Origin of the sequence: Lentzea aerocolonigenes, assembly GCF_000955955.1 — a bacterium.
Lineage (GTDB): Bacteria > Actinomycetota > Actinomycetes > Mycobacteriales > Pseudonocardiaceae > Lentzea > Lentzea aerocolonigenes_A.
The window spans coordinates 62,398-84,230 of sequence record NZ_JYJG01000003.1; the positions used below are offsets into that span (position 1 = coordinate 62,398).

The following is a 21,833-nucleotide window of genomic DNA, read 5'->3' on the forward strand; positions in this document are numbered from 1 at the left end:
CGGCGTGTTCATCTGACCATCGCGCGTGCGAGCAGTGCCCGGCCCGCGCCGGGCACTGCCACCGCGAGACGACGAGAGTTCGGCACGGCGACCCGCCTCCAGAGCACCTCGCAGCCGACCAGTCCCAAGATGTCGCGATACAGCGTGTACGCCGTCTGCATACAAGGCCGCGACGCCGGCGACAGCATCCCGATCCCCGGCTCGGCCGACTGATATATCGCATACGAGTGCGCGACGAGGTCGTCCAGCGCCCGTTGCACCCGCTCGTTTGCGCGACGACGGCAACGCACCCATTGCAAAAGGTCGCGGTCGACGCCGTGCGCGCCGAGGACGTCCTGCGGCAGGTACACGCGGCCGCGGTCGAGGTCCTCGCCGACGTCGCGCAGGAAGTTCGTCAGCTGGAACGCCACCCCGAGCCGAGCTGCGTACGGTGCGGCCTCCTCGCGGGGCACGACGGTGCCGAGCACCGGCAGCATCTGCAGCCCGATGACCTCCGCCGAGCCGTGCATGTACACGCCGAGCGCGTCGAGGTCGGCGTACTCGGTGACGTCGAGGTCCATCCGCATCGACGCGAGGAAGTCCGTGAAGAGCGACCTGTCGATGTCGTAGCGCCGCATCGTGTCCGCGAGCGCGAGCAGAACCGGGCTGGAGGGCTGCCTGCTTTCAATGTCACTGTCCAGCAGCCGCTCGAGGTGGTCGAGTTCGTCCGCGCGGTTGTCGACGCCGGCCGCGTCGACGATCTCGTCGGCCCACCGCGCGAATGCATACAACGCGTGCACAGCCGGTCGTTGGTCTGCGCGCAGCAGCGTCGTGGCCAGGAAGAACGTCTTGCCGTAGCGAGCGTTGATCCGGCGGCACGAGGCATACGCGGACGCCATATCCAATGTATTGGTGCTCATGCGTGCTCGTATCGAGGGGACAGGCCGAACGGGTCCGGCTCGACCAACGACCACGCCGCCAGCGCCGACACGCCGAGCGCGAAGGACAGGTAGCTCCAGAAGTACAGGCCCGTGTCTCCGTTCGGGAACGTCACCAGCAGCAGGAAGACCGACGCGAGCGTCACCGTCACCAGCGCGCGCGTGGTCCACAGGAACCCGGCGGCGAGCACCAGCGGCCAGCTGAAGTACCACGGCAGCGTCGCGGGGGACAGCAGCGCGACGGCCAGCATCGTCACCGCGCCGCGCCGGACGTTGTCGCGCACGTCGCCGTCCCGCGCCGCCCACCACTGCGTCCAGGCGACCCAGATGAGCACGACCGCGCCGAGCGTCCGCGCGACGCCGATGAAGATGCCGCTGCTGACGCTGTCGCCGTCGTCGGAGAACCAGCTCACGACCATGTGCACGAAGGCGCCGGCCCCGCTCGGGACCGACAGCCAGTTGACGATCACCGACGAGTTGCTCAGCGCGGGGATCCAGCCGAGGCCCACCCCGGCGACCAGCGTGCAGGCCGCGAACGTCCCGAGAATCGTCACAGCGCCCGGCAACAGGGCCTTCAGGAACCGGACGCGCGGGGCGCCGTCCAGCCGCGCCGCCCAGATCCAGACGAGGAACGGCACGATCACGACCGCCGTCGCCTTCACCGAGAACGCGAGCCCGAGCAGCACGAAGCCGAGCACGTACCCGCGGTCGAGCACCAGCAGCACGCCCGCGGCCATCAACCCGATCATCAGCAGGTCGTTGTGCGCGCCGCCGACCAGGTGGATCAGCAGCAACGGGTTCGCCGCCACCAGCCACAACGCGATCGCGGACTTCCCGCCCAGATGACGACTCAGGCCCGGTAGTGCCCGGCACAGCAGCACGAGCCCGCCGGCGATCGAGAGGCGCATCGCGATGACACCGAGGACCACGCTGCCGCCGGTGAGCCACACGATCGCCTTGGCGACGAGGATGAACAACGGCCCGTACGGCGCCGGCGTGTGCTGCCACACCCCGCTGACGTTCTCGCTGAGCGCGCTCTGCAGCACCGCGGGCCCGACCTGGTACGGGTCGTAGCCGCTCAGCGCGAGCTGGCCCTGCGCGAGGTAGCTGTAGACGTCCTTGCTGAACAGCGGCGGTGCGAACAGCAGCGGCACCGTCCACGCCGTCACCGCGACGAGCACCGCGTGATCGCCGGCCTCACCCGAGCGCACGAGCCTGCCGAGCCGGATCCACGCCCAGACGACCAGACCGAGCCCCAGGTACAGCACCATGATCGCGAGGTCGTGGCCGTGCCCGTACCGCAGCCAGCTCAGCCCGGCCCGGTCGAGCAGCGGGTCGTGCTCGGGAACCGCGCCCGCACCCATGCCCCCGAGCGCCATCAGCGTCACGCCCAGCAGGCCGAGCACGGTCGTGCGGACGGGGACGGTGCGGACGTTCGCGCGTACGGCAGCTGAGGGCTCCGGTGGAAACACCTCGGAGCTCGAGCGGAGGAGTGACGGAGTTGCTGCCATCGCGCGAACATCGTTGCACAAGGCACGAATGCATCAGCACACAACAGCTCACGGTCAAGCGCTAGAAGGTCCGCTTCGTGGAGCTGATCGCGAGGTCCGCGAGCTTGGTCGCGGCGGGCTCGGCGACAGGTGCCGCGTCGAGGGCGGCCAGCGCGCTCTTCGTCAGCTCCTCGATGCGCTCCTCGACGGCGTCGACGGCGCCGACCTTCACGAGCGCCCGGCGGACCTCTTCGACGGTGTCGAGGTCGAGGTCCTGCTTGCCCAGAGCGATATCCAATATATCGGCGCCGAACTGCATACCGAGTGCCACGAGCAGCGTGCGCTTGCCCTCGGCGAGGTCGTCACCGGCGGGCTTGCCGGTCACCTCCGGGTCGCCGAACACGCCGAGCAGGTCGTCGCGCAGCTGGAACGCGACGCCGATGTCGGCACCGAACGCCCGCAGCCCGTCGATGAGCTCCGGCGAACCGCCCGCCATCGCCGCGCCCATGTGCAGCGGCCGTTCGACGGTGTACGCGGCGGTCTTGAGCCGGTCGATCCGCAGCGCCGCGTCCGGGGACGAGTCGCCCCGCGCCTGCGTCAGCACGTCGAGGTACTGGCCCGCGAGCATCTCGGTGCGCATGTCCCGCCACGGCTCGCTCATCCGCCGCAGCACCTCGGACGGCAGCCCGGCCGCGAACAGCATGTCGTCGGCCCACGCCAGCGCGATGTCGCCGATCAGCACCGCCGCGGACATGCCGAACCGCTCCGGCGACCCGAGCCAGCGCTGGTCGCGGTGCCGCGCGCCGAACGCGATGTGCACGGTCGGCTTGCCCCGGCGCACCGACGAGGCGTCCATCAGGTCGTCGTGGATCAGCGCGCACGCCTGGATCAGCTCCAGCGAGCTCACCGCCGTGAGCACCTCGTCCGCGAGCTCGCCGCCGGGATCGCCACCGGCCGCGCGCCAGCCCCACCACGCGTATGTCGGACGGATGCGCTTGCCACCGCCCAGCACGAAGTCCGAGAGCGCGTCCACCGCGCTCGCGAAGCTGGGGTCCATCGCCTCGCCGGACGCGCGCCGGGAGGCCAGGTACGTGGTCAGCGCTTCTTCGACGTGCGTGGGCAGCGACACGTCGATGGGGTGGTGGGACACAGCTCCATGGTCCGCTGTGTCCCGGGCCACCCGCATGCCGGGGCGGGTGTACCACATGGTGAGCTGGAGTCTCACCTAGCGGAAGACACACTAGGGTTGGTCCTATGACGTCGGTCGTGGAGCGCCTGCAGGGCCAGTCGCCGAAGTTCTCGGTCGAGTTCCTGCCGCCGCGGGACGCCGAGGACGAGAAGATCCTGTGGAAGGCCGTCCGCGAGCTGGAGGGTCTCGACCCGGCGTTCGTGTCGATCACCTACGGCGCCGGCGGGTCGCGCCGGGACCGCACGATCCGCGCCACCGGCCGCATCGCGCAGGAGACGACGCTGCTGCCGGTCGCGCACCTCACCGCCGTCGACCACTCGGTTGCCGAGCTGCGCAACGTGATCGGCTGGTACGCGGCGATCGGTGTGCGCAACGTCCTGGCGCTGCGCGGCGACCCTCCCGGCGACCCGATGGGCGAGTGGGTCGCGCACCCCGAGGGCCTCAACTACGCCGACGAGCTCGTGTCGCTCGTCCGCGAACTGGGCGACTTCTGCGTCGGCGTGGCGGCGTTCCCGTACGGGCACCCGCGTTCGAACGACCTCGACACCGACCTGAAGTTCCTGTTGCGCAAGCTCAACGCGGGCGCGGACTACGCGGTGGCACAGCTGTTCCACGAGCCGGAGCCGTTCCTGCGGATGCGGGATAGGGTGGCGGCCGCCGGCTGCTCGGCGGCGATGCTGCCCGGCATCATGCCGATGCTGTCGGCGCGCGGGCTGTCCAAGATCGTGGAGCTGTCCGGTGCCGATCTGCCGGTGGAGATCTCGCGCAGGCTGGAGCCGTACGCGGACGACGCGGCCGGGTTCCGGGCGACGGGCATCGACATCGCGACCGAGATGTGCCAGAAGCTGCTCGACGAGGGCGTTCCGGCACTGCACTTCTACACGATGAACCGCGCCAAGGCGACGCGGGAAGTGCTGGGGCGCTTGGGTTTGGTTGCTCGCGCCTAGACCATCACGTTGCGCTTGTGCGCGATGAGGGCGAGCACGACGACGATCAGCGCGGCGCCACCGGTGAGCCCGGCGACGAGCAATGCCCAGCCGAGGAACGAGCCGGACTCCTCACCCGCGTACTGCACGGTGGCCTGGAGCATCGACGCCTGACCGGGCTTCGGAGACCACGCGATCGTGTTGTTCTCCTCCTCGCGGCCGTTGGTGTTCACGATCTTGCCGGGGAAGCTGACCTTGAACTGGATGTCCGCGCGTTCCACGGGCACCTGGGTGAGGTCGACCGAGCCCGACAACGTGACAAGATCACCCGACCGGCGGAAGTTCATGCTGTAGCGGCTGTTCGACGAGCTGGTCGACATCGAGAGCGTGCGCATCTCGTCGAACGACAGCCCGTTGAAGAACAGCTGCGTACCCGCGTACGACTCCACCCGGTACGGCTTGGTGGTGACGCGGCTGGCGAGCTCCGGCGGCACCTTGAGCTGGGGACCGGGGTCGTTGTCCTGCGTGGGCGGCGTGGCCGCGACGATCTCACCCGAGATGCGGTCGTCGTCCGACACGGCCATGGCCGCGTAGACGCGAACGCATCCGCTCAACGAGAACAGGGTGAGCAGCAGGAAGACCGGCACCAGAAGTGCCCGGGATCGACGCACGGCGGACATCCTGCCAGTCCTCTCCAAACGACGCTGTATCCACCTTTGGCCCTCCTTTGGTCGTGAGCTTGACTAACTACCTTTTGGTGTCGAGAGCCGCGAGGTAGCGTCTCGCGCCATGGCATCGGTGCACGACATCAGCAACAAGTACGTCAGCGACTACGCGGCGCTCGACCCCATCACCGCCACCCACCTGGGCTTCGCGGGAGCCGAGGACCAGCTGACGGACTTCTCGCCGGAGGGGAACGCGGCACGCGACGAACTCGCTGTGCGCGCTCTCACCGACATCACGGCCGCGCAGCCCGCAGATGCTTCCGAGGACGCGGCGCGCGCCGTGTTCCTGGAGCGAGTGGGCCTCGAGCACGAGCTCTACGAGGCCGGCGAGAACGAGTCCTCGCTGAACGTGATCGCGAGCCCGATCCAGTCGGTGCGCGACATCTTCGACCAGATGCCGACCGACACGCCGGAGAACTGGGCCACGATCGGGCGGCGTCTTTCCGCCGTGCCCGCCGCCTTGGACGGTCTGCGCGCCTCTCTCTCGCACGCCGCTTCCCGTGGACACGTTTCCGCGCTGCGCCAGGTGACCAGGGTCGCCGAGCAGTGCGACGTCTGGGCCTCCACGTTCTTCACCTCTTTCGTGGCGACTTCCGGTGCCGAGGGCGCGCTGCGTTCGTCGCTGGACGCCGGTGCCGCCGCCGCTTCCTCCGCCTACGCCGAGTTCGCCTCGTTCCTGCGCACGACGCTCGCTCCGGCCGCGCCCACCAAGGACGCCGTCGGCGAGGAGCGCTACCGCCTCGGCTCGCGCTACTTCACCGGTTCGCGGCTCGACCTGACCGAGGCGTACGCGTGGGGCTGGGAGGAGTTCCTCGGCATCGAGGCCGAGATGAAGAAGGTCGCGGCCCGCCTGAAGCCGGGCGCCTCGCTGGCGGAGACCGCTGCCTACCTCGACGAGCACCCGCGCTACCAGGTCCACGGCCAGGACGGCCTGCAGGCGTGGATGCAGGAGCTCTCCGACAAGGCCCTGCTCGACCTGCGCGACGTGCACTTCGACCTGCCGGACGCGTTGATGAACCTCGAGTGCAAGATCGCCCCGCCCGGCGGTGGCGTCGGCGCCTACTACACCCCGCCGACCGCCGACTTCTCCCGTCCCGGCCGCATGTGGTGGTCGATCGCCGAGGGCAAGTCCGTGTTCCCGACGTGGCGCGAGACGTCGACCGTCTACCACGAGGGCGTGCCGGGCCATCACCTCCAGTGCGCGACGGCGGTCCACCAGTCGGCGACGCTCAACGACTTCCAGCGCCTCATGTGCTGGGTCTCGGGCCACGGCGAGGGCTGGGCTTTGTACGCGGAACGCCTCATGCGCGAGCTCGGCTACCTCGACGACGACGGCGACCTGCTCGGCATGCTGGACGCGCACCTGTTCCGCGCCGCCCGCGTGATCATCGACATCGGTATGCACCTGGAGCTCGAGATCCCGGCCGGCACCGGTTTCCACCCCGGCGAGCGCTGGACGCCCGAGCTCGGCCTGGAGTTCATGCTGACCCGCACGCTGCAGGAACCGGCGGCCGCTCGCGACGAGCTCGACCGCTACCTCGGCTGGCCCGGCCAGGCCCCGGCGTACAAGCTCGGCGAACGCCTCTGGCTCGCCGCGCGCGAGGACGCCCGTGCTCGCAAGGGTGCCGACTTCGATCTCAAGCGCTTCCACAAGGACGCCCTCGAAATGGGCTCGATGGGCCTCGACACCCTGCGCGAGCGGCTGGCCGCCCTCTAGCCCCACCGCTCTGACCTGCGCCAACGCCTCCTCATGCAAAAGACGTTTGCGGACGTCCGCAAACGTCTTTTGCATAACTGATATATCGGATACTGGATATCGGCTGCCGCGAAGATCGAAGTGGCAGCTGCCGACGTCGAGGGCGAAGGCGAACCGGCGTCAGTTCGGGTCGGCCCACCGCACGCGCACGCGGTTCGTGATCGGCTCCGAATCCGAGGTCTGCACGAACTCGAGCCACGGTCCGGGCTCCGGCCGCACCGACGCCCAGCCCTCACCGCTGCGCACCACCGGATGCCCGGTCGCCCGAGCCGACGCCAGCGGATCCGGCGAGTCGACGACGACGGCCGCGATCACCCCGGTGTACTCGGGCCGCGGTTCCAGGACGCAGAACTCGTTGCCCTGCGGATCGCGCAGCACCACCCACGGCACGTCACGCTGCCCGATGTCCGCGTGCTCGGCGCCGAGCTTCAGTGCCCGCGCCACGATGTCCGCCTGGTGTTCGGGCGACGACGAGGCCAGGTCGATGTGCACCCGGTTCTTCTCGATCTTCGGGGCGTCGCTCCACACGAACGTCAGCTCGATCTCGTCACCGGCGAACTCGGACCAGAACGCGGCCAGAGCGGAGGGATCGGCTGCGTCGAACGTGATTTCCACGCGTGCGAGGGTACTGTCTCGCGGGTGGCGAAGCTGGTGCTCGGACCGCTCCTCAGGCATGTGCACGAGACGTCCGCGACCGTGTGGGTCGAGACGGACGCCTCCTGCGAGGTCACGATCGCGGGGCACACCGCTCGCACGTTCCAGGCGGGGGAGCAGCACTTCGCCCTCGTCAGACTGGAGAACCTGGGCCCGCGCACCGAGTACGACGTGCAACTGGACCAGGAACCGGTCTGGCCGGAACCTGACAGCAAGTTCCCGAAACCCGTCATCCGCACAGGCGAAGTCACGAGGATCGCCTTCGGATCGTGCCGCGCCGCGCCGAACCAGCCGGTCGGCCCCGACGCCCTCGACGCCTTCGCGCAACGGCTCATGAGCGCGCCGGAACAGGAGTGGCCGCAGGCGCTGATCCTGTTGGGAGACCAGGTCTACGCCGACGAACCCACCGAGGCGACCAAGCAGTGGCTGCGCGAACACCGCCACGGCACGCAGGAACCCGACGGCGAGGTCGTGCACTTCCGCGAGTACGCCCACCTCTACCACGAGACCTGGGGCGACCCCGAGATCCGCTGGCTGCTGTCGGTCGTGCCGTCCTCGATGATCTTTGACGACCACGACGTGCGCGACGACTGGAACACGTCCGCGGTGTGGCGTGCCGAAATGGCCGGCAAACCCTGGTGGCGGAACAGGATTCGCGGCGCCATCTCGTCGTACTGGGTGTATCAGCACCTCGGCAACCTCGGCCCGGACGAGCTCGCCAGGGATCCCTTGTACGCCAAGGTGAAGGCCCAGGGCACCGACGTGCTGCCGCTGCTGGAGGAGTTCGCCGAGGAAGCGGACAAGGAGACGCAGGGCCGCAAGTCCACGTGGTGGAGCTTCCGCCGCGACTTCGGCCGCGCCCGGCTGCTGATGATCGACACGCGCTGCGGCCGCATCCTGGAGAACGACAAGCGGCAGATGGTCAGCGACGCCGAGTTCGACTGGCTTGAACAAAATGCTGATGGCGACTTCGACCACCTGATGATCGGCTCGTCGCTGCCGTGGCTGATGCCGCACGCGCTCAGCCACTTCCAGTCCCTCAACGAGATCGGCGCGCGCAAGAAGGGCTGGCAGGGCAGGGCCGCGGAGAAGATCCGGCAGGCGGCGGACCTCGAGCACTGGCCGGCGTTCCGCGAGTCGTTCGACCGGCTCACCCACATGATCGAGAAGGCCGCGAACAACGGTGCCGCAACGGTTTCCGTGCTCTCCGGCGACGTCCACCACAGCTACGTCGCCGAAGCCGACTTCCCCGTGCCGACGAAGGCGACCGTGACGCAGCTCGTGTGCTCGCCGGTGCACAACGAGCCGCCGAACGTGTTCCTGCCGATCTTCCGGCTGTCGTGGTCGGCTGCGGCGGCCTGGGTGCTCCGCCGCCTCGCGACGCTCGCGGGCGTGCCGAAGGACCGGATGCGCTGGCGCAAGACCAGCGGCCCGCACTTCGGGAACTCCGTGGCACTGCTGGAGTTCGACGGCCGCCGCGCCCGCTACCGGCTGTTGTCGGCGACGGGCGCGGAGACCGCGAACGTGCTACTTGGTCGCGAGCCGCAGTAGCGCCCAGAGCTGCGCGATCGCGTCGTGGTCGCCGATCACCTGGACCATCCGGTCGGGCAACCGTCCCCACAGCCAGCGGTACATCGTCATCGGGCTCGCGGACACCTGCGCGTCGGCGAGGTGTGCGTCCTCCGGGTCGACCACGCGCCACGCCGACGCCCCGTGCGGCCCGCAGCGCGTGAGCCACAGATGGTCCTGGACCTGGATCGTGACCAGGCTGTCCCGCGACCCCCGCACGCCGAGCACGTCGAGCTTGTGCCCCAGCCACAACGTCAGGACCTCGTCGACGCCGTCGATCGCGACCTCGTCGGTGACCGGGCCGACCTCCATGCCCGCGGCGCCCTGGACGTCCATGCGGTGCACCGTCGTCTCGTGTGCGAGCCGCCGTCGCCAGAACCCGTAGTTCTGCTGCACGGGCCACCACGTCGCGCACGGCTCGTCCTCGTCGTGCGCCTCCAGTTCCGCCAGCACGGCCGCCGCGCCAGAGCGCATGAACTCCAGCGGATCCTCGCCATCCGTCGGAAACTCCTGCCATTCCCCGGTTCCCGGCTCACGACCGAGCCTGATCCACTCCAGCGCCGTCCGGTAGCCGCTGCCGACGTGCCGGACCGTCTCCCCGAGATTGAGCCCGGGGCACGCGGGCACGCCCTTGTGCGGTGGCTGGCCGATCGCGGACATGGCAAGCAGTTCCGCTTCGCGACGCAGCACTTCCAGAGCGTTCACCGCGGTGTCCTGTTTTGGGTCCCGTTTTGGGCCTCGTTCATCACGCGGTCGACGAGCGTCACGAACTGATCGGTCTGGCGCACCAGGTCGTCGGCTGTGCGCGCGTTGACGTGCCGCGTGATGCCCGCGAGCACGGCAGCACGCGTCGACGACCACGACGCGAAGAACCTGGCCCACTCACTCATCTCCGGCGCGATCGCGGCGAGCAGCACCCACGCGCTGGTCGGCCTCGAACGCCCGCGATGCGGTCGTCCGCGTAACGCGAGCACCGCGGCGGCGGCGCGTAACGCGGCGAGATAGGCGGTGGCGAACCGCTCCGGTGGCTCGGGCGTGCGTTCGGACTCGGCGAGCGAGTCACGTGCCTGCCGCAGCAGTGCGAGCGCGGACGCGGGTGGCAGTGGGAGGGGGAAGTTCGCTGGATTCGAAATCTCAGCTGTCATCTCGGCCTCCTCGTGGCGTCGGTGAACGACGTCTCCGCCGAGGGGAAGCCGGCGGCTCCCGGAGGTGGGGTGCTTCCCCCACCCCACCTCCGGGGCATGGTGCGACTCGAACACATGTTCGAGTCCCGCCCAGCGTAGCTCCCGGCCGATGGATTCCTCAACCCGGCCCACCACGTACGGGCCAGTCGTGGTCTGATGGTGATGTGAGTGCGCTCGAACACCCCGGAATCCGCAAAGTCGCGGAAGCCCTGCCGGCCGCCACCGCTGAACGCATCGTCGTGTTGCCGGACGCCGTGCGGACCGCGGCAGCCGCTGCGGACGCGGTGGGCGTGCAGGTCGGCGCGATCGCGAACAGCCTGCTGTTCGCCGCGGTGCGCGACGGCGTGGCGTCCCCGCTGCTAGTGCTGACCTCGGGAGCGCACCGCGCGGACACGTCGATGATCGCCGAACTGGTGGGTGCGGACGCGGTCAAGCGCGCCGACCCGGAGTTCGTGCGCGAGCACACGGGCCAGGTGATCGGAGGTGTCTCGCCGGTCGGGCATCCCGGGCCGATCGAGACCGTGGTGGACAGGGCTCTGTCCGGCTACGAGGAGATCTGGGCCGCGGCGGGCCATCCGCACGCCGTGTACCCCACGACCTTCGCGGATCTGGTGGCGCTGACGGGCGGGCGCGTGGCGGTGGTGTCGGCATGACGGCCTCGCCGCGCCTGGAGCGCATCGTCGAGATGTCCGCGTCCGAGCTGAACGTCCGGCTCGGCGAGGCACTCTCGTTGTACGTGACCGCGATGAACTACCCGCCCGGCACCGTCGAGCAGCGCGCCCCGATGTGGCTCGCGCACATGATGCGCGAGGACTGGCGCTGCGTCGTCGCGCTGGGGGAGCAGGACGAGCTCGTCGGCATCGGCTACGGCTACCGGGGTGCCGCAGGGCAGTGGTGGCACGAACAGGTGCGGCGCGGGCTGATGGCGGTCTCGTCGCCCGCCGTCGTCGACGACTGGCTCACCGACTACTTCGAGCTGACCGAGCTCCACGTGCTGCCGCGCGCCCAAGGCCGCGGCCTCGGCGAGGACCTGTTGCGCCACCTCATGGACGGCGTCGCCCCGTCCCGCGTGCTGCTGTCGACGCCCGAGGGCCCCAGCAAGGCGTGGAAGCTCTACCGCCGCGTCGGCTTCGTCGACGTGCTGCGGCACTACCAGTTCACCGGCGACCCGCGCCCGTTCGCGGTGCTCGGCCGCGCGCTTCCTCTCGTCTAGATCCCCCACCCCTGACTTCCGAACGGCCCTGGCATGCGTTGTTGCATGTCAGGGCCGTTCGTTTTACGCTCACCAATATGCAATATATTGGATATGGGTCACTGAAGGAGCGGGCCGCCGCCGAGATCAGGTCGGCGATCGTGCGCGGCGACCTGGAGCCGGGCACGGCCATCAAGGACGTCGAGCTGGCCGAGAAGCTCGGCCTCTCCCGCACTCCGGTGCGCGAGGCGCTCGCGACGCTGACCGACGAGGGCCTCGTCGAGACCAAGGCGCACGCCTACACCCGTGTCACCGCGCTGGAAGCGGAGCCGGTGCTCGACGCGCTCACGGTCGTGCAGTCCATGCACTCCCTCGCCACGGGCCTGGTCATCGAGCGGGAGTCGTTGACAGCCGACGACATCGCCGCGATGCGCGCCGCCAACAAGGCCTTCAAGAAGGCGCTCGACGCCAACGACGCCGTCGCCGCGCTGGCCGCCGACGACGAGTTCCACGCCGTGGCCATCCGCTGCTGCGACAACTTCGCGATCACCGCGACCATCGACCGCTACACGCCGCTGATCCGCCGCGCCGAGCACAGCCGCTTCTCCTCGCCCAACGCCCGCCACTCGGTCACCCAGCACCAGCAGATCATTGAGGCCTGCGAGAAGGGCGACTCTGCGCAGGCCGCGCGGCTGGTCGACGAGAACTGGAGCACGCTGAAGGAGGAGCTGTGAACAGATTCCCGCTTCTCTTCGGTCCCTCGCCGGTCCACCGCCTGGACCGCCTGTCCACGCACCTCGGCGGCGCCTCGGTCTGGGCGAAGCGCGAGGACTGCAACTCCGGCCTCGCCTACGGAGGCAACAAGACCCGCAAGCTCGAGTACCTCGTCGCCGACGCACTAGCCACCGGCTGCGACACGCTCGTGTCGATCGGCGGCATCCAGTCCAACCACACCCGCCAGGTGGCGGCGGCCGCGGCCCGCGCGGGCCTGAAAGCCGTGCTGGTGCAGGAAAGCTGGGTCGAGTGGTCCGACGTCGGCAGTGACCGGGTGGGCAACATCCTGCTCAGCCGCATGATGGGAGCCGACGTCCGGCTGGTGGACGCCGAGTTCGGCATCGGCATCAAACCGGCGTGGGAGAAGGCGATCGAGGACGTCCGCGCGGCGGGCGGCAAGCCCTACCCGATCCCGGCCGGCGCCTCCGACCACCCGCTGGGCGGCATGGGCTTCGCGAACTGGGCGGACGAGGTCCGCCAGCAGGAAGCCCAGCTCGGCGTCTTCTTCGACACCATCATCGTCTGCTCGGTCACCGGCAGCACCCAGGCGGGCATGGTCGCCGGTTTCGCCGGCGACACCAACCGCCGCGTGCTGGGCATCGACGCCTCGGCCAAGCCCGCCGAGACCCTCGATCAGATCACCCGCATCGCCCACAACACCGCCAAGCTCCGCGAGGTAACGGTGTCCGAGCAGGACATCCTCCTCGACGACCGCTTCCACGCCGGCACCTACGGCATCGCCGACGAGTCCACAGTGGACGCCATGCGTCTCGGCGCGAGCCTCGAGGGCATGATCACCGACCCGGTCTACGAGGGCAAGTCGCTGGCGGGCCTCATCCACCTGGTGTCGTCGGGCGAGATCGACCGCGACTCCACCGTGCTCTACGCGCACCTCGGCGGGCAGCCCGCCCTGAACGCGTACAGCTCGCTCTTCCCGGCCTAGCCCTCGTCTTCCGGCTTGGACTTTGGCTCGCCGGCTCGGCCCTCGTCTCGCCGAGCGTCACCTGAACGGGTGGTTCTCGTTCCTATTGCGCCAGGTCAGCGTCTTGTCTGGAAATCAGATGTCCTGATTCGCCGGTTCGTTCGTCCCGCATATATGCGGAGCGCGGGCTTGCGGACCGGGGAACGCGGTCGAGGAAGCCAGCGAGTGCGCACCGACGGCGCCGAGTGCGCCGGTCCATGGGAAGAGACGAGGAGGTGCTCGACGGGGTGCTCGGCGGGGCGACGAGGACGTGCTCGGTGGGTGGAAATGAAGAGGTGCTCGATGGGTAGCGGTGAGGGGGTGCTCGGTGGGGGAGACGAGGACGTGCTCGGTGGGTGGAGGTGAGGAGGTGCCCGGTGGGTGGAGGTGAGGAGGTGCTCGGTCAGGCCCGTAGTCGCAGGCCCTTCGGGGTGGCGCGGAAGCCCGCCTCCTGCAGCACCGAGGCGAGGTGCGAGGTCAGCGCGACCTCGCCGTCGGCCCGCTGCACAGCCAGCTGACCCAGCCAGCCGTCGCGGACCGCCCGGCTCAGCGCGTTGGCGGCCACGCGCAGCGTCGGGTCGTCGTCGGTGAACGACAGCAGGGACTTGCCGCCCCGCTCGACGTACAGCGCCGGGCTGCCGTCGACCAGCACGGCCAGCGCGCCCGCCTTGCGCGCCGGGCGATGTTTGCCCTCTCCCAACGGATCCGGCCACGCCAGCGCGGCACCGTAGGGCTGGGCCGGGTCGGCCGCGGCGAGCACCACGGCGGCCTGGTCGTCCTGTGCCGGTTGGCCGGGTGGGCGCGACAACGCCCGCAGCCGGTCGACCGCGCCCCGCGCCGCGAACTGGGCGGCGCCCAGGCCCTCGACGACGTACCCGCGGATGACCTGGCCCGACTCCTCCATCGCCCGCAGCACCTTGTAGACACCGCTGAACCCGCCTGTCACGCGTTCGGTGTCGAGGGCGCCGCGGGTCAGCACGCCGTGGCGCTCCAGGAAAGCCTCGGCTCGGGCGTGCGCTCGGCGGGTCGGATCCGAAGCCGGGGCCACCGCCAGCGACCAGCGGCCGGCGGCGGTCGGCGGTCCGGTGCGCGAAGGCATGTCCGGGCGGGCGGCGCGCAGGCGGGCGTAGCGGCCTCGCGGTGCGCTGCGGCGAGGTTTGTGGGCCGCGCCGCCGCCGGATACCAAGGCGCGCAACGGGGACAGCGTGTCGTTGGTGATCAGGCCCGCCCACACCAGGTCCCACAGCGCGCCGACGACCTCGGCGTCCGTGCACTCCACGGACAGCGAGATCCGGTCGACCACCTGCCGGAAGAACAGTGCACCACCGGACAAGACCTCCAGGAGCGCCGTGTGCAGCGGCGACTCCGGGATCGACTCCGGCACCAGGTCGGGCAGCAGCAGGTCAGCCACATCCGTGGGGGCCAAGGCGATCCAGCCGTCGCCACCGGCCAGCGAACCGCAGCCGGTCCACGTCACCTCGCCGGACGCCGTCAGCTCGTCCAGCAGCGCCGGGTAGTAGCCCGGCAGCCGCGAGGGGAGCAGCAGCGATTCCAGAGCGCTTGCCGGAAGTGGTGCTCCCGCAAGCTGTTCGACGACCGAGAACACGTCGTCGACCGTCGGTGCCGAGCGCAGCCGGCGGCCCAGACCGTGCCACGACGGCAGGAACCGGCCCAGCGCCTCCGGTTCGACCGGCTCGACCTCGGACCGCAGCCGAGCGAGCGATACGCGACGCAGCCGCCGGAGCACATCAGCGTCGCAGTACTCGGTGTGGGTGCCGCCGGGGCGGAGCTCGCCGCGGACCAACCGGCCCGTGGCGGCCATCCGTTCCAGCACACCCGTCACCACGGCCACGCCCAGCCCGAAGCGAGCAGCGGGTTCCGTCGCGGCGAACGGACCGTGGGTGCGGGCGTAGCGGCTCAGCAGCTCGCCCAGCGGATCCGCCACCGGTTCGGTGAACGCCTCCGGCACGCCGACCGGCAGAGCCACGCCCAAAGCGTCGCGGACCCGGCCCGCGTCCTCGATCGAGATCGACCGTTCCTCACCGGCGATCCGGACGCGGATCACCCGGCGCTCGGCCACCAGCTCGTCCAGCCACTCGCGGGGCACACCGCGTTCGAGGGCTTCGGCGTCGGAGAGATCTCCCAGGAACCGCAACAGATCCGCGGTGTCCTCGGCATGGCGCGGGCGGCGATCCTCGGACAGGCGTTGCAGGCTGCGTTCGACCTCGGCCACGACCTCCGGATCGAGCAGCTCCCGGATCGCCTCGGAACCGAGCAGCTCCGCGAGCAAGGTCGAGTCCAGTGACAGCGCCGCCGCACGACGTTCCGCCAGAGGAGCGTCGAGCTCGTAGAGGAACATGCCCACATAACCGAACAGCAGGCTGCGCGCGAACGGCGATGGCGACGGTGTCTCCACCTCGACCACGCGCACCCGGCGCGCGCGGACGTCCGACATCAGCTCACGCAGACCCGGCACGTCGTAGACGTCCTGCAGGCACTCGCGCATCGCCTCCAGCACCACCGGGAACCGCTCGTACTTCGCCGCCACCGACAGCAGCTGGGCCGAGCGCTGACGCTGCTGCCACAACGGAGTCCGCCGTTTCGGATCACGGCGAGGGAGCAGCAGCGACCGGGCGGCGCACTCGCGGAACCGGGCCGCGAACAACGCCGAACCGCCCACCTCGGCCACGACGATCTGCTCGACCTCGTCCGGATCGAGCAGCACGTCCTCGGCGCCCGTCGTCACCTCCACGCCCTCGTAGTCGAGAGCATCGGGCAGCCGCAGCACGATGCCGTCGTCGGAGTGCGCGGCCTGCACCTCCACGCCACGGCGTTCGCGCAGCCGGGCCGCGATCGCGAGTGCCCACGGCGCGTTGACCTGCGCACCGAACGGGGAGTGCACCACGAGCCGCCAGTCGCCCAGCTCGTCGCGGAACCGTTCCACCAGCACGGTTCTGTCGTTCGGGACGTGCCGCGTCGCGTCGCGCTGCTCGCCCAGGTACGCCAGCAGGTTGTCCGTCGCCCACTGGTCCAGGCCGGCACTCGCCGCCCGTTCACGAGCGGCTGAATCCTCCATTGTGGACACTTCGCGGAGGAACTTGCCCATCGCGCGGCCGAGCTCCAGCGGACGGCCCGGTGCGTCGCCCTTCCAGAACGGCATCCGCGCGGGCTGACCCGGCGCGGGCACGACAATCACTCGATCGTGTGTGATGTCCTCGACCCGCCACGACGACGTGCCCAGCAGGAACGTGTCGCCGACGCGCGACTCGTAGACCATCTCCTCGTCCAGCTCGCCGACCCGCGAGCCGGGACCGTTCTCCGACGGCGGCGTCATCACCGCGAACAACCCGCGGTCCGGGATCGTGCCGCCGGAGGTGACCGCCAAACGCTGAGACCCAGGTCGTCCGCGCAGCTCGGAGTTCACCCGGTCCCAGGTGATCCGCGGCCGGAGCTCGCCGAACTCCTCGGACGGGTAGCGGCCCGACAGCATGTCCAGCACGGCGTGCAGTGCCGAGTCCGGAAGTCCGGCGAACGGCGCCGCCCGCCGCACCAAACCGGTCAGGTCGTCGACCGTCCACGTCTCCATCGCCACCATCGCGACGATGTGCTGAGCCAGGACGTCCAAGGGGTTGCGCGGGAACTTCACGGCCTCGATCGCGCCGTTCTGCATCCGTTCCGCCACCACCGCGCACGACACCAGGTCGCCGCGGAACTTCGGGAACATCACGCCCCGCGACACCGCACCGACCTGGTGACCGGCGCGGCCGACGCGTTGCAGCCCCGAGGCGACCGACGGCGGTGCCTCGACCTGCACGACCAGGTCGACCGAGCCCATGTCGATGCCGAGCTCCAAGGACGACGTCGCCACCACGCACGGCAGCCGCCCGGACTTCAGGTCCTCTTCTACTGCGGTGCGTTGCTCGCGTGACATCGACCCGTGGTGCGCACGGGCCACGGACGCGGTCTTCTGGACGGTCATCCCGGACTGGCCGATCGCCTCGGCGGGGAACGACTCCAGCTCGGTGGCCTCTTCCGCGAGCTCGTTCAGGCGCGCGGTCAGCCGTTCCGCGAGCCGCCGCGAGTTCGCGAACACGATCGTCGACCGGTGTGCCCGCACCAGCTCGAGCACCCGCGCCTCGACCGACGGCCAGATGGACGTGCGTTGCTCAGGCCCGGCCGCCGAACCCGACACCTCACCGGTCGGCTGACCGAGCAGCGCCATGTCCTCGACCGGCACCTCCACCTCGACCTGGATGGTCTTGGGGGTCTTCGGCTGCACCACCGACACCGGACGCCCGCCGGCCAGGAAGGTGCTGATCTCCTCGACCGGGCGCACCGTCGCCGACAGGCCGATCCGCTGGGCGGGCTTGTCCAGCAGCGCGTCCAGCCGCTCGAGTGACAAAGCCATGTGGGCACCGCGCTTGGTGCCCGCCACCGCGTGCACCTCGTCGATGATCACCGTCTCCACGCCGCGCAACGACTCGCGCGCCGAGGACGTGAGCAGCAGGAACAACGACTCCGGCGTCGTCACCAGCACGTCAGGGGGAGTGCGGCCGAACGCCCGCCGCTCCTCCGGGGAGGTGTCGCCCGTCCTCATGCCCACGGTGATGGACGGCTCGGTGAGGTTCAGCCGGTGCGCGGCCTGCCGAATGCCGGCCAGAGGCGCGCGCAGATTTCGTTCGACGTCGACCGCCAGCGCTTTCAACGGCGACACGTAAAGCACCCGGCACCGTCGTTTCGGCTCCGCCGGGACAGTGGAAGAAGCCAGCCGGTCCAGTGCCCACAGGAACGCGGCCAGCGTCTTGCCCGAGCCCGTCGGGGCGATGACCAGCGCGTGCTCGCCCGCCGCCGCGGCCGCCCACGCACCCGTCTGGGCCTGGGTAGGCGCGGCGAAAGCCCCGGCGAACCACTGCCTGGTCGCCGGTGAGAAAGCTTCCATCACGTCCATGCCGACCATCATGACAACCGGGTCTGACAATTTCTGATTGTGCAGGTCCGAGCACCTGCCGAAGGCCGCTGTGGCACGATCACCCGCAGTACGTCCTGCGAGGGGAGCACGGTGCGCGTCCTGTCCGTCGACCTGGGCACCGCCAACACGGTTGCGGTGCTGTCCGACCACGGTGTGGTGGATGTGGACGGAGGGCCCACCATGCCCTCGTCCGTCTACCTCGACGAGGACGGCACCCTGCGCGTCGGCAGAGAAGCGGAACGGCGCTCGCGCCAGGACCCGTCGCGCTACGAGGCGAACCCGAAGCGCCACATCGACAAGGCGACGATCAAGCTCGGCGAGACGAACCTGCCGATCAACGACGCGATCGCGGCCATCTACGCGCGCGTGATGGAGGCCGTCACGCCGTTGCTGCAGGGCGGGCAACTCGACGAGATCCGCCTGACGCACCCGGCGGAATGGGGCCCGACCAGGCGCACCAAGCTGTTGTCGTCGGCCAGGCTCGCCGGCATGACGGGCGAGCTGGTGCCCGTTCCCGAGGCCATCGCGGTGGCCTCGCTCGGCGGTGGCCGTCCGCTCGCCGTGTACGACTTCGGCGCCGACACGTTCGACGTCTCCGTGCTCGACTCGCAGCACCGCATTCTCGCCGACGGCAGCCTCGGCGACGTCGGCGGTCTCGACATCGACCAGGCGCTGCTCGAGCACATCGGCCGCAGCATCTCGCACAAGGATCCGGCGGGCTGGCAGCGGTTGCTGCGCCCGGTCACCGTGGACGACCACCGCGCCCGCCTCGGCCTGCGCGAGGAGCTGCGCCTCGCCAAGGAGGACCTCTCGGAGCTGCCTCAGGTCGAGGTGATGATGCCGGAGCCGTTCGAGAAGGTCGTCGTCACGCGCGGCGAGCTGGAGGCGTTGATCCGGCCGAGCCTGATCCGCACCACCGAGCTCCTCATCACCACCGTGCACAAGGCGGGCGTCACGCCGGAGCACGTCTACCTCGTCGGCGGCTCCTGCCGGATGCCGCTGGTCGCGCAGGTCATCGCGGAGAAGGTCGGCATCGTGCCGACCAACCCGGACCACCCGGAGACGATCGTCGCGTCCGGCGCGCAGGTCGTGGACCGCGCGATGATCACGCTGAAGCCCGAGGACGACAAGCCCCGCTACGTCGAGCCGCCGACCGTGGTGACGGCGCCGGTCAGCCCGGCCGTGAGCGGTCCGCACCAGGTCAACCCGAACGTCAGCGGCCCGAACCCGGTGATCAGCGGGTCGTACCCGAACCCGAACGTGAGCGGGCCGTACTCGGCGAGCGGTACCTACCAGCTGACCTCGCAGTACCCGATGAACCCGAACGTCAGCGGCAGCTACCCGATGAACTTCCCGCAGCAGCAGATGCCGCCGAAGAAGGACAACAAGAAGGTCCTCCTCGGCATCGGCGGCGCGGTGGTGGTGCTGGCCCTCGTCATCGGCGCGGTGTTCGCGTTCAACAGGCCCGACCTGCCCAGTGCCGACGAGTGCAAGGACGACGTGACCCAGGACGGCCAGGGCTTCACCAAGTGCCTGCGCCAGCTCGCGGGCCACGTGCCGGACGGCGGCGGCTGCGAGAAGGCCGACTCCGCGCAGATCACCGGCATGGAGGAGATCAAGGGCACGGTCGTGAGCTGCACGATCCGCGACGGTTACGCGGTCCAGTACATCCTCACCGACAGCGTCACCGGCGCCGAGAACAACGCCGAGGCCATCGCGAAGTCGTTCCAGACCGACCGCGTCGAGGCCGACTGGACCGGCAACGGCCTGGAGGGCAGCTACCGCGCGGCCACGTCGAGCGGCACCGGCGTGCTGGTGTTCACGGCCAAGGGACGGCCCATGTTCGGCATCCTCACCAAGAACGCCGAGGAGAACGCGGACGAGCTCAAGCCGGACGAAATCGCCGATTTCTTCGAGCAGACCGTTCAACCGGGTGAGTAAGCGCCCCTGATGGACCTGTCGGCGCGCGGGTCCCGCGTGCCACCATCGCGATCATGGTGACCGTCGCGCCGCAGGTCGAACGCGTGCAGCGCAAGGTCGTCCGCGTGCTGACCGGCACCCAGATCCTGGGGTCGGCCGCCGTGACGATCGGCCTCGCGATCAGCACGCTGATCGCCGCGTCGCTGTCCGGGTCCGATGCCGTCGGCGGGCTCGCGCAGACCGCGGCCGTCGCCGGTGCGGGGGTGCTCGCCTTACCCGGAGCACGTCTGGCGCAACGGCGTGGGCGTCGTCCCGCGTTGATCCTCGGCTACGGGATGGGCGCTTTGGGCGCCGTGATCGCCGCTGTCGCCGTGGGTGCCGGGGCGTGGCCCATGCTGCTGGTGGGGCTCCTTCTGTTCGGAGGGGCGTCCAGCGCGAACTACGCGGCTCGTTACGCCGCAACGGATCTGGCGGATCCCCAACGGCGTGCGCGCGAGCTCTCGCGGGTGGTGTGGGCGGCGATGATCGGCGCGATCATCGGGCCGAACCTCGCGGATCCCGCTGGACGGCTCGCGGCTTTCCTCGGTCTGCCAGTGGGTGCCGGGCCGTTCCTGCTCGCCGCCGTGGTGCTCGGCGTGGCGGTGCTGGTGATCCAGTTCGGGCTTCGCCCGGACCCTCTGGTCGTGGTGAGAAGCACTCGACCGGTTGAATCTCCGCACTGCTCCGGCGGTGGCACGCCGGGTGGTCTGAAGATCTGGGGATCGCTCGGGCCGATGGCGCGACTTGCACTCGTTGGAGTGATGTTGTGCCACACCGCGATGGTCGGGCTGATGTCGATGACGCCGGTGCACATGAACCACGCCGGGGCGTCGTTGCGCGTGGTCGGCGTGGTGATCAGCCTGCACGTGGCCGCGATGTACGCCGCGAGCCCGTTGTTCGGGTGGATGGCGGACCGGCTGGGGCGGGTGCCGGTGCTCGCGATCGGCGCGTCGCTGGTGGTGGCGGCGTCCGGGATCGCGGGGATGGCGCCGTCGCACGACGCTCCGCAGCTCGCCGCGGGACTGGCGCTGCTCGGGTTCGGCTGGTCGGCGGGGCTGGTGTCGGGGTCCGCGTTGCTCACTGAATCTGTGCGGGTCGAAGATCGGCCGGCCGCGCAGGGGCTGTCCGATCTGGTGATGAACGTCGGTGGGGCCGTTGGTGGCGCGGTGTCCGGGATCGTGGTGACGGCGTGGTCGTACGCGGCGCTCGGGCTGATCGTCGGGTTCACCGCGCTGCCGTTGCTCGTGGTGTGCCTCTTCGCATCGCTGCGAAAGCCCGTTCGTTAGGGTCTTCCGGTGCGCATCACCATGTTCCGCAAACTCATGGCAGGGGAGTTCGGCCAGGTCAGGGCCGAGATGATCGCCCGCGACCACGTGCTGTCGTCGCTGGGAGGACGTACCGCCGACGACGCGTTGGAGGCGGGGATCGGTGCCAAAGAGGTCTGGGTCGCGGTCTGCGACGCGTTCGAAGTTCCCGAAAATCGACGCTGAGCTCGTGGTTCGGAGTGTCACGTGTGCTCGAACACGTGTTCGGCTACAGTGGCTCCGACCCCCGGCTTCGCAGAATTG

The 21,833-nt window shown here is 69.9% G+C and carries 18 protein-coding genes; 10 read left to right on the top strand and 8 right to left on the bottom strand.

Going from position 1 to position 21,833, the window contains the following annotated elements:
- Window positions 1-8: 8 nt before the first annotated feature.
- The 3 genes from UK23_RS00755 to UK23_RS00765 all read right to left on the bottom strand — a co-directional run bounded on the left by UK23_RS00755 (window position 9) and on the right by UK23_RS00765 (window position 3,557).
- Window positions 9-899: a phytoene/squalene synthase family protein gene (locus UK23_RS00755; protein ID WP_045309351.1), complete on the bottom strand. Its 891-nt coding sequence runs from the start codon at window positions 897-899 to the stop codon at window positions 9-11.
- On the bottom strand, window positions 896-2,428 hold the full coding sequence (gene mptB, locus UK23_RS00760; protein ID WP_196777560.1) for a polyprenol phosphomannose-dependent alpha 1,6 mannosyltransferase MptB: 1,533 nt from the start codon (window positions 2,426-2,428) through the stop codon (window positions 896-898). The genes UK23_RS00755 and mptB overlap by 4 nt, the downstream gene beginning before the upstream one ends.
- 61 nt (window positions 2,429-2,489) lie before the next feature.
- Complete coding sequence (locus UK23_RS00765) at window positions 2,490-3,557, bottom strand: polyprenyl synthetase family protein (RefSeq protein ID WP_045309353.1); 1,068 nt, start codon at window positions 3,555-3,557, stop codon at window positions 2,490-2,492.
- A 104-nt stretch (window positions 3,558-3,661) separates the two neighbouring features.
- Between UK23_RS00765 and metF the strand changes: the two genes are divergently transcribed.
- Complete coding sequence (gene metF, locus UK23_RS00770; RefSeq protein ID WP_045309354.1) at window positions 3,662-4,543, top strand: methylenetetrahydrofolate reductase [NAD(P)H]; 882 nt, start codon at window positions 3,662-3,664, stop codon at window positions 4,541-4,543.
- Here the strand turns inward: metF and UK23_RS00775 are convergent.
- Complete coding sequence (locus UK23_RS00775) at window positions 4,540-5,193, bottom strand: DUF3153 domain-containing protein (protein WP_082114326.1); 654 nt, start codon at window positions 5,191-5,193, stop codon at window positions 4,540-4,542. The genes metF and UK23_RS00775 overlap by 4 nt on opposite strands.
- 118 nt (window positions 5,194-5,311) lie before the next feature.
- Here UK23_RS00775 and UK23_RS00780 point away from each other — a divergent pair, with 118 nt between their 5' ends.
- The gene (locus UK23_RS00780) at window positions 5,312-6,964 is read left to right on the top strand and encodes a DUF885 domain-containing protein (RefSeq protein WP_045309356.1); all 1,653 of its coding nucleotides are present in this window, start codon (window positions 5,312-5,314) and stop codon (window positions 6,962-6,964) included.
- 159 nt (window positions 6,965-7,123) lie between these two features.
- Here UK23_RS00780 and UK23_RS52445 read toward each other — a convergent pair whose 3' ends face one another.
- The gene (locus UK23_RS52445) at window positions 7,124-7,618 is read right to left on the bottom strand and encodes a VOC family protein (protein WP_052684262.1); all 495 of its coding nucleotides are present in this window, start codon (window positions 7,616-7,618) and stop codon (window positions 7,124-7,126) included.
- Window positions 7,619-7,642: 24 nt separating this feature from the next.
- On the opposite strand from UK23_RS52445, the gene UK23_RS00790 reads away from it, so the two are divergent.
- Entirely contained in the window at window positions 7,643-9,208 is a 1,566-nt protein-coding gene (locus UK23_RS00790; RefSeq protein WP_045309357.1) for an alkaline phosphatase D family protein, read from the top strand.
- Here UK23_RS00790 and UK23_RS00795 read toward each other — a convergent pair.
- Complete coding sequence (locus tag UK23_RS00795; RefSeq protein WP_052684263.1) at window positions 9,185-9,931, bottom strand: maleylpyruvate isomerase N-terminal domain-containing protein; 747 nt, start codon at window positions 9,929-9,931, stop codon at window positions 9,185-9,187. The two genes, UK23_RS00790 and UK23_RS00795, sit on opposite strands and share 24 nt — an antisense overlap.
- Window positions 9,928-10,371 (bottom strand): SAV_6107 family HEPN domain-containing protein, encoded by a 444-nt coding sequence (locus UK23_RS00800; protein ID WP_045309358.1) that lies wholly within the window; start codon window positions 10,369-10,371, stop codon window positions 9,928-9,930. The genes UK23_RS00795 and UK23_RS00800 overlap by 4 nt, the downstream gene beginning before the upstream one ends.
- 203 nt (window positions 10,372-10,574) lie before the next feature.
- On the opposite strand from UK23_RS00800, the gene UK23_RS00805 reads away from it, so the two are divergent.
- The 4 genes from UK23_RS00805 to UK23_RS00820 all read left to right on the top strand — a co-directional run bounded on the left by UK23_RS00805 (window position 10,575) and on the right by UK23_RS00820 (window position 13,319).
- A complete protein-coding gene (locus tag UK23_RS00805; protein ID WP_045309359.1) occupies window positions 10,575-11,063 on the top strand; it encodes a YbaK/EbsC family protein in 489 nt (162 codons plus the stop codon).
- Window positions 11,060-11,623 carry a GNAT family N-acetyltransferase gene (locus UK23_RS00810; RefSeq protein ID WP_045309360.1) on the top strand — a complete coding sequence of 188 codons (564 nt, stop codon included), beginning with the start codon at window positions 11,060-11,062 and terminating at the stop codon, window positions 11,621-11,623. Before UK23_RS00805 ends, UK23_RS00810 begins: the two co-directional genes overlap by 4 nt.
- Window positions 11,624-11,700: 77 nt before the next feature.
- On the top strand, window positions 11,701-12,336 hold the full coding sequence (locus UK23_RS00815) for a GntR family transcriptional regulator (protein WP_052684264.1): 636 nt from the start codon (window positions 11,701-11,703) through the stop codon (window positions 12,334-12,336).
- Window positions 12,333-13,319 carry a 1-aminocyclopropane-1-carboxylate deaminase gene (locus UK23_RS00820; protein WP_156212616.1) on the top strand — a complete coding sequence of 329 codons (987 nt, stop codon included), beginning with the start codon at window positions 12,333-12,335 and terminating at the stop codon, window positions 13,317-13,319. Before UK23_RS00815 ends, UK23_RS00820 begins: the two co-directional genes overlap by 4 nt.
- A 421-nt stretch (window positions 13,320-13,740) precedes the next feature.
- Here UK23_RS00820 and UK23_RS00825 read toward each other — a convergent pair whose 3' ends face one another.
- Entirely contained in the window at window positions 13,741-18,285 is a 4,545-nt protein-coding gene (locus tag UK23_RS00825; RefSeq protein WP_196777568.1) for an ATP-dependent helicase, read from the bottom strand.
- A gap of 111 nt (window positions 18,286-18,396) precedes the next feature.
- On the opposite strand from UK23_RS00825, the gene UK23_RS00830 reads away from it, so the two are divergent.
- Genes UK23_RS00830 through UK23_RS00840 form a run of 3 tightly spaced genes read left to right on the top strand, consistent with a single transcriptional unit; the run spans window position 18,397 to window position 21,755 of the window.
- Window positions 18,397-20,247, top strand: coding sequence for an Hsp70 family protein (locus UK23_RS00830; protein ID WP_045309363.1), 1,851 nt, complete (start codon window positions 18,397-18,399; stop codon window positions 20,245-20,247).
- Window positions 20,248-20,300: 53 nt separating this feature from the next.
- Window positions 20,301-21,551: an MFS transporter gene (locus tag UK23_RS00835; RefSeq protein ID WP_045309364.1), complete on the top strand. Its 1,251-nt coding sequence runs from the start codon at window positions 20,301-20,303 to the stop codon at window positions 21,549-21,551.
- 9 nt (window positions 21,552-21,560) lie between these two features.
- The gene (locus UK23_RS00840) at window positions 21,561-21,755 is read left to right on the top strand and encodes a DUF3046 domain-containing protein (protein WP_045309365.1); all 195 of its coding nucleotides are present in this window, start codon (window positions 21,561-21,563) and stop codon (window positions 21,753-21,755) included.
- Window positions 21,756-21,833 lie beyond the last annotated feature (78 nt).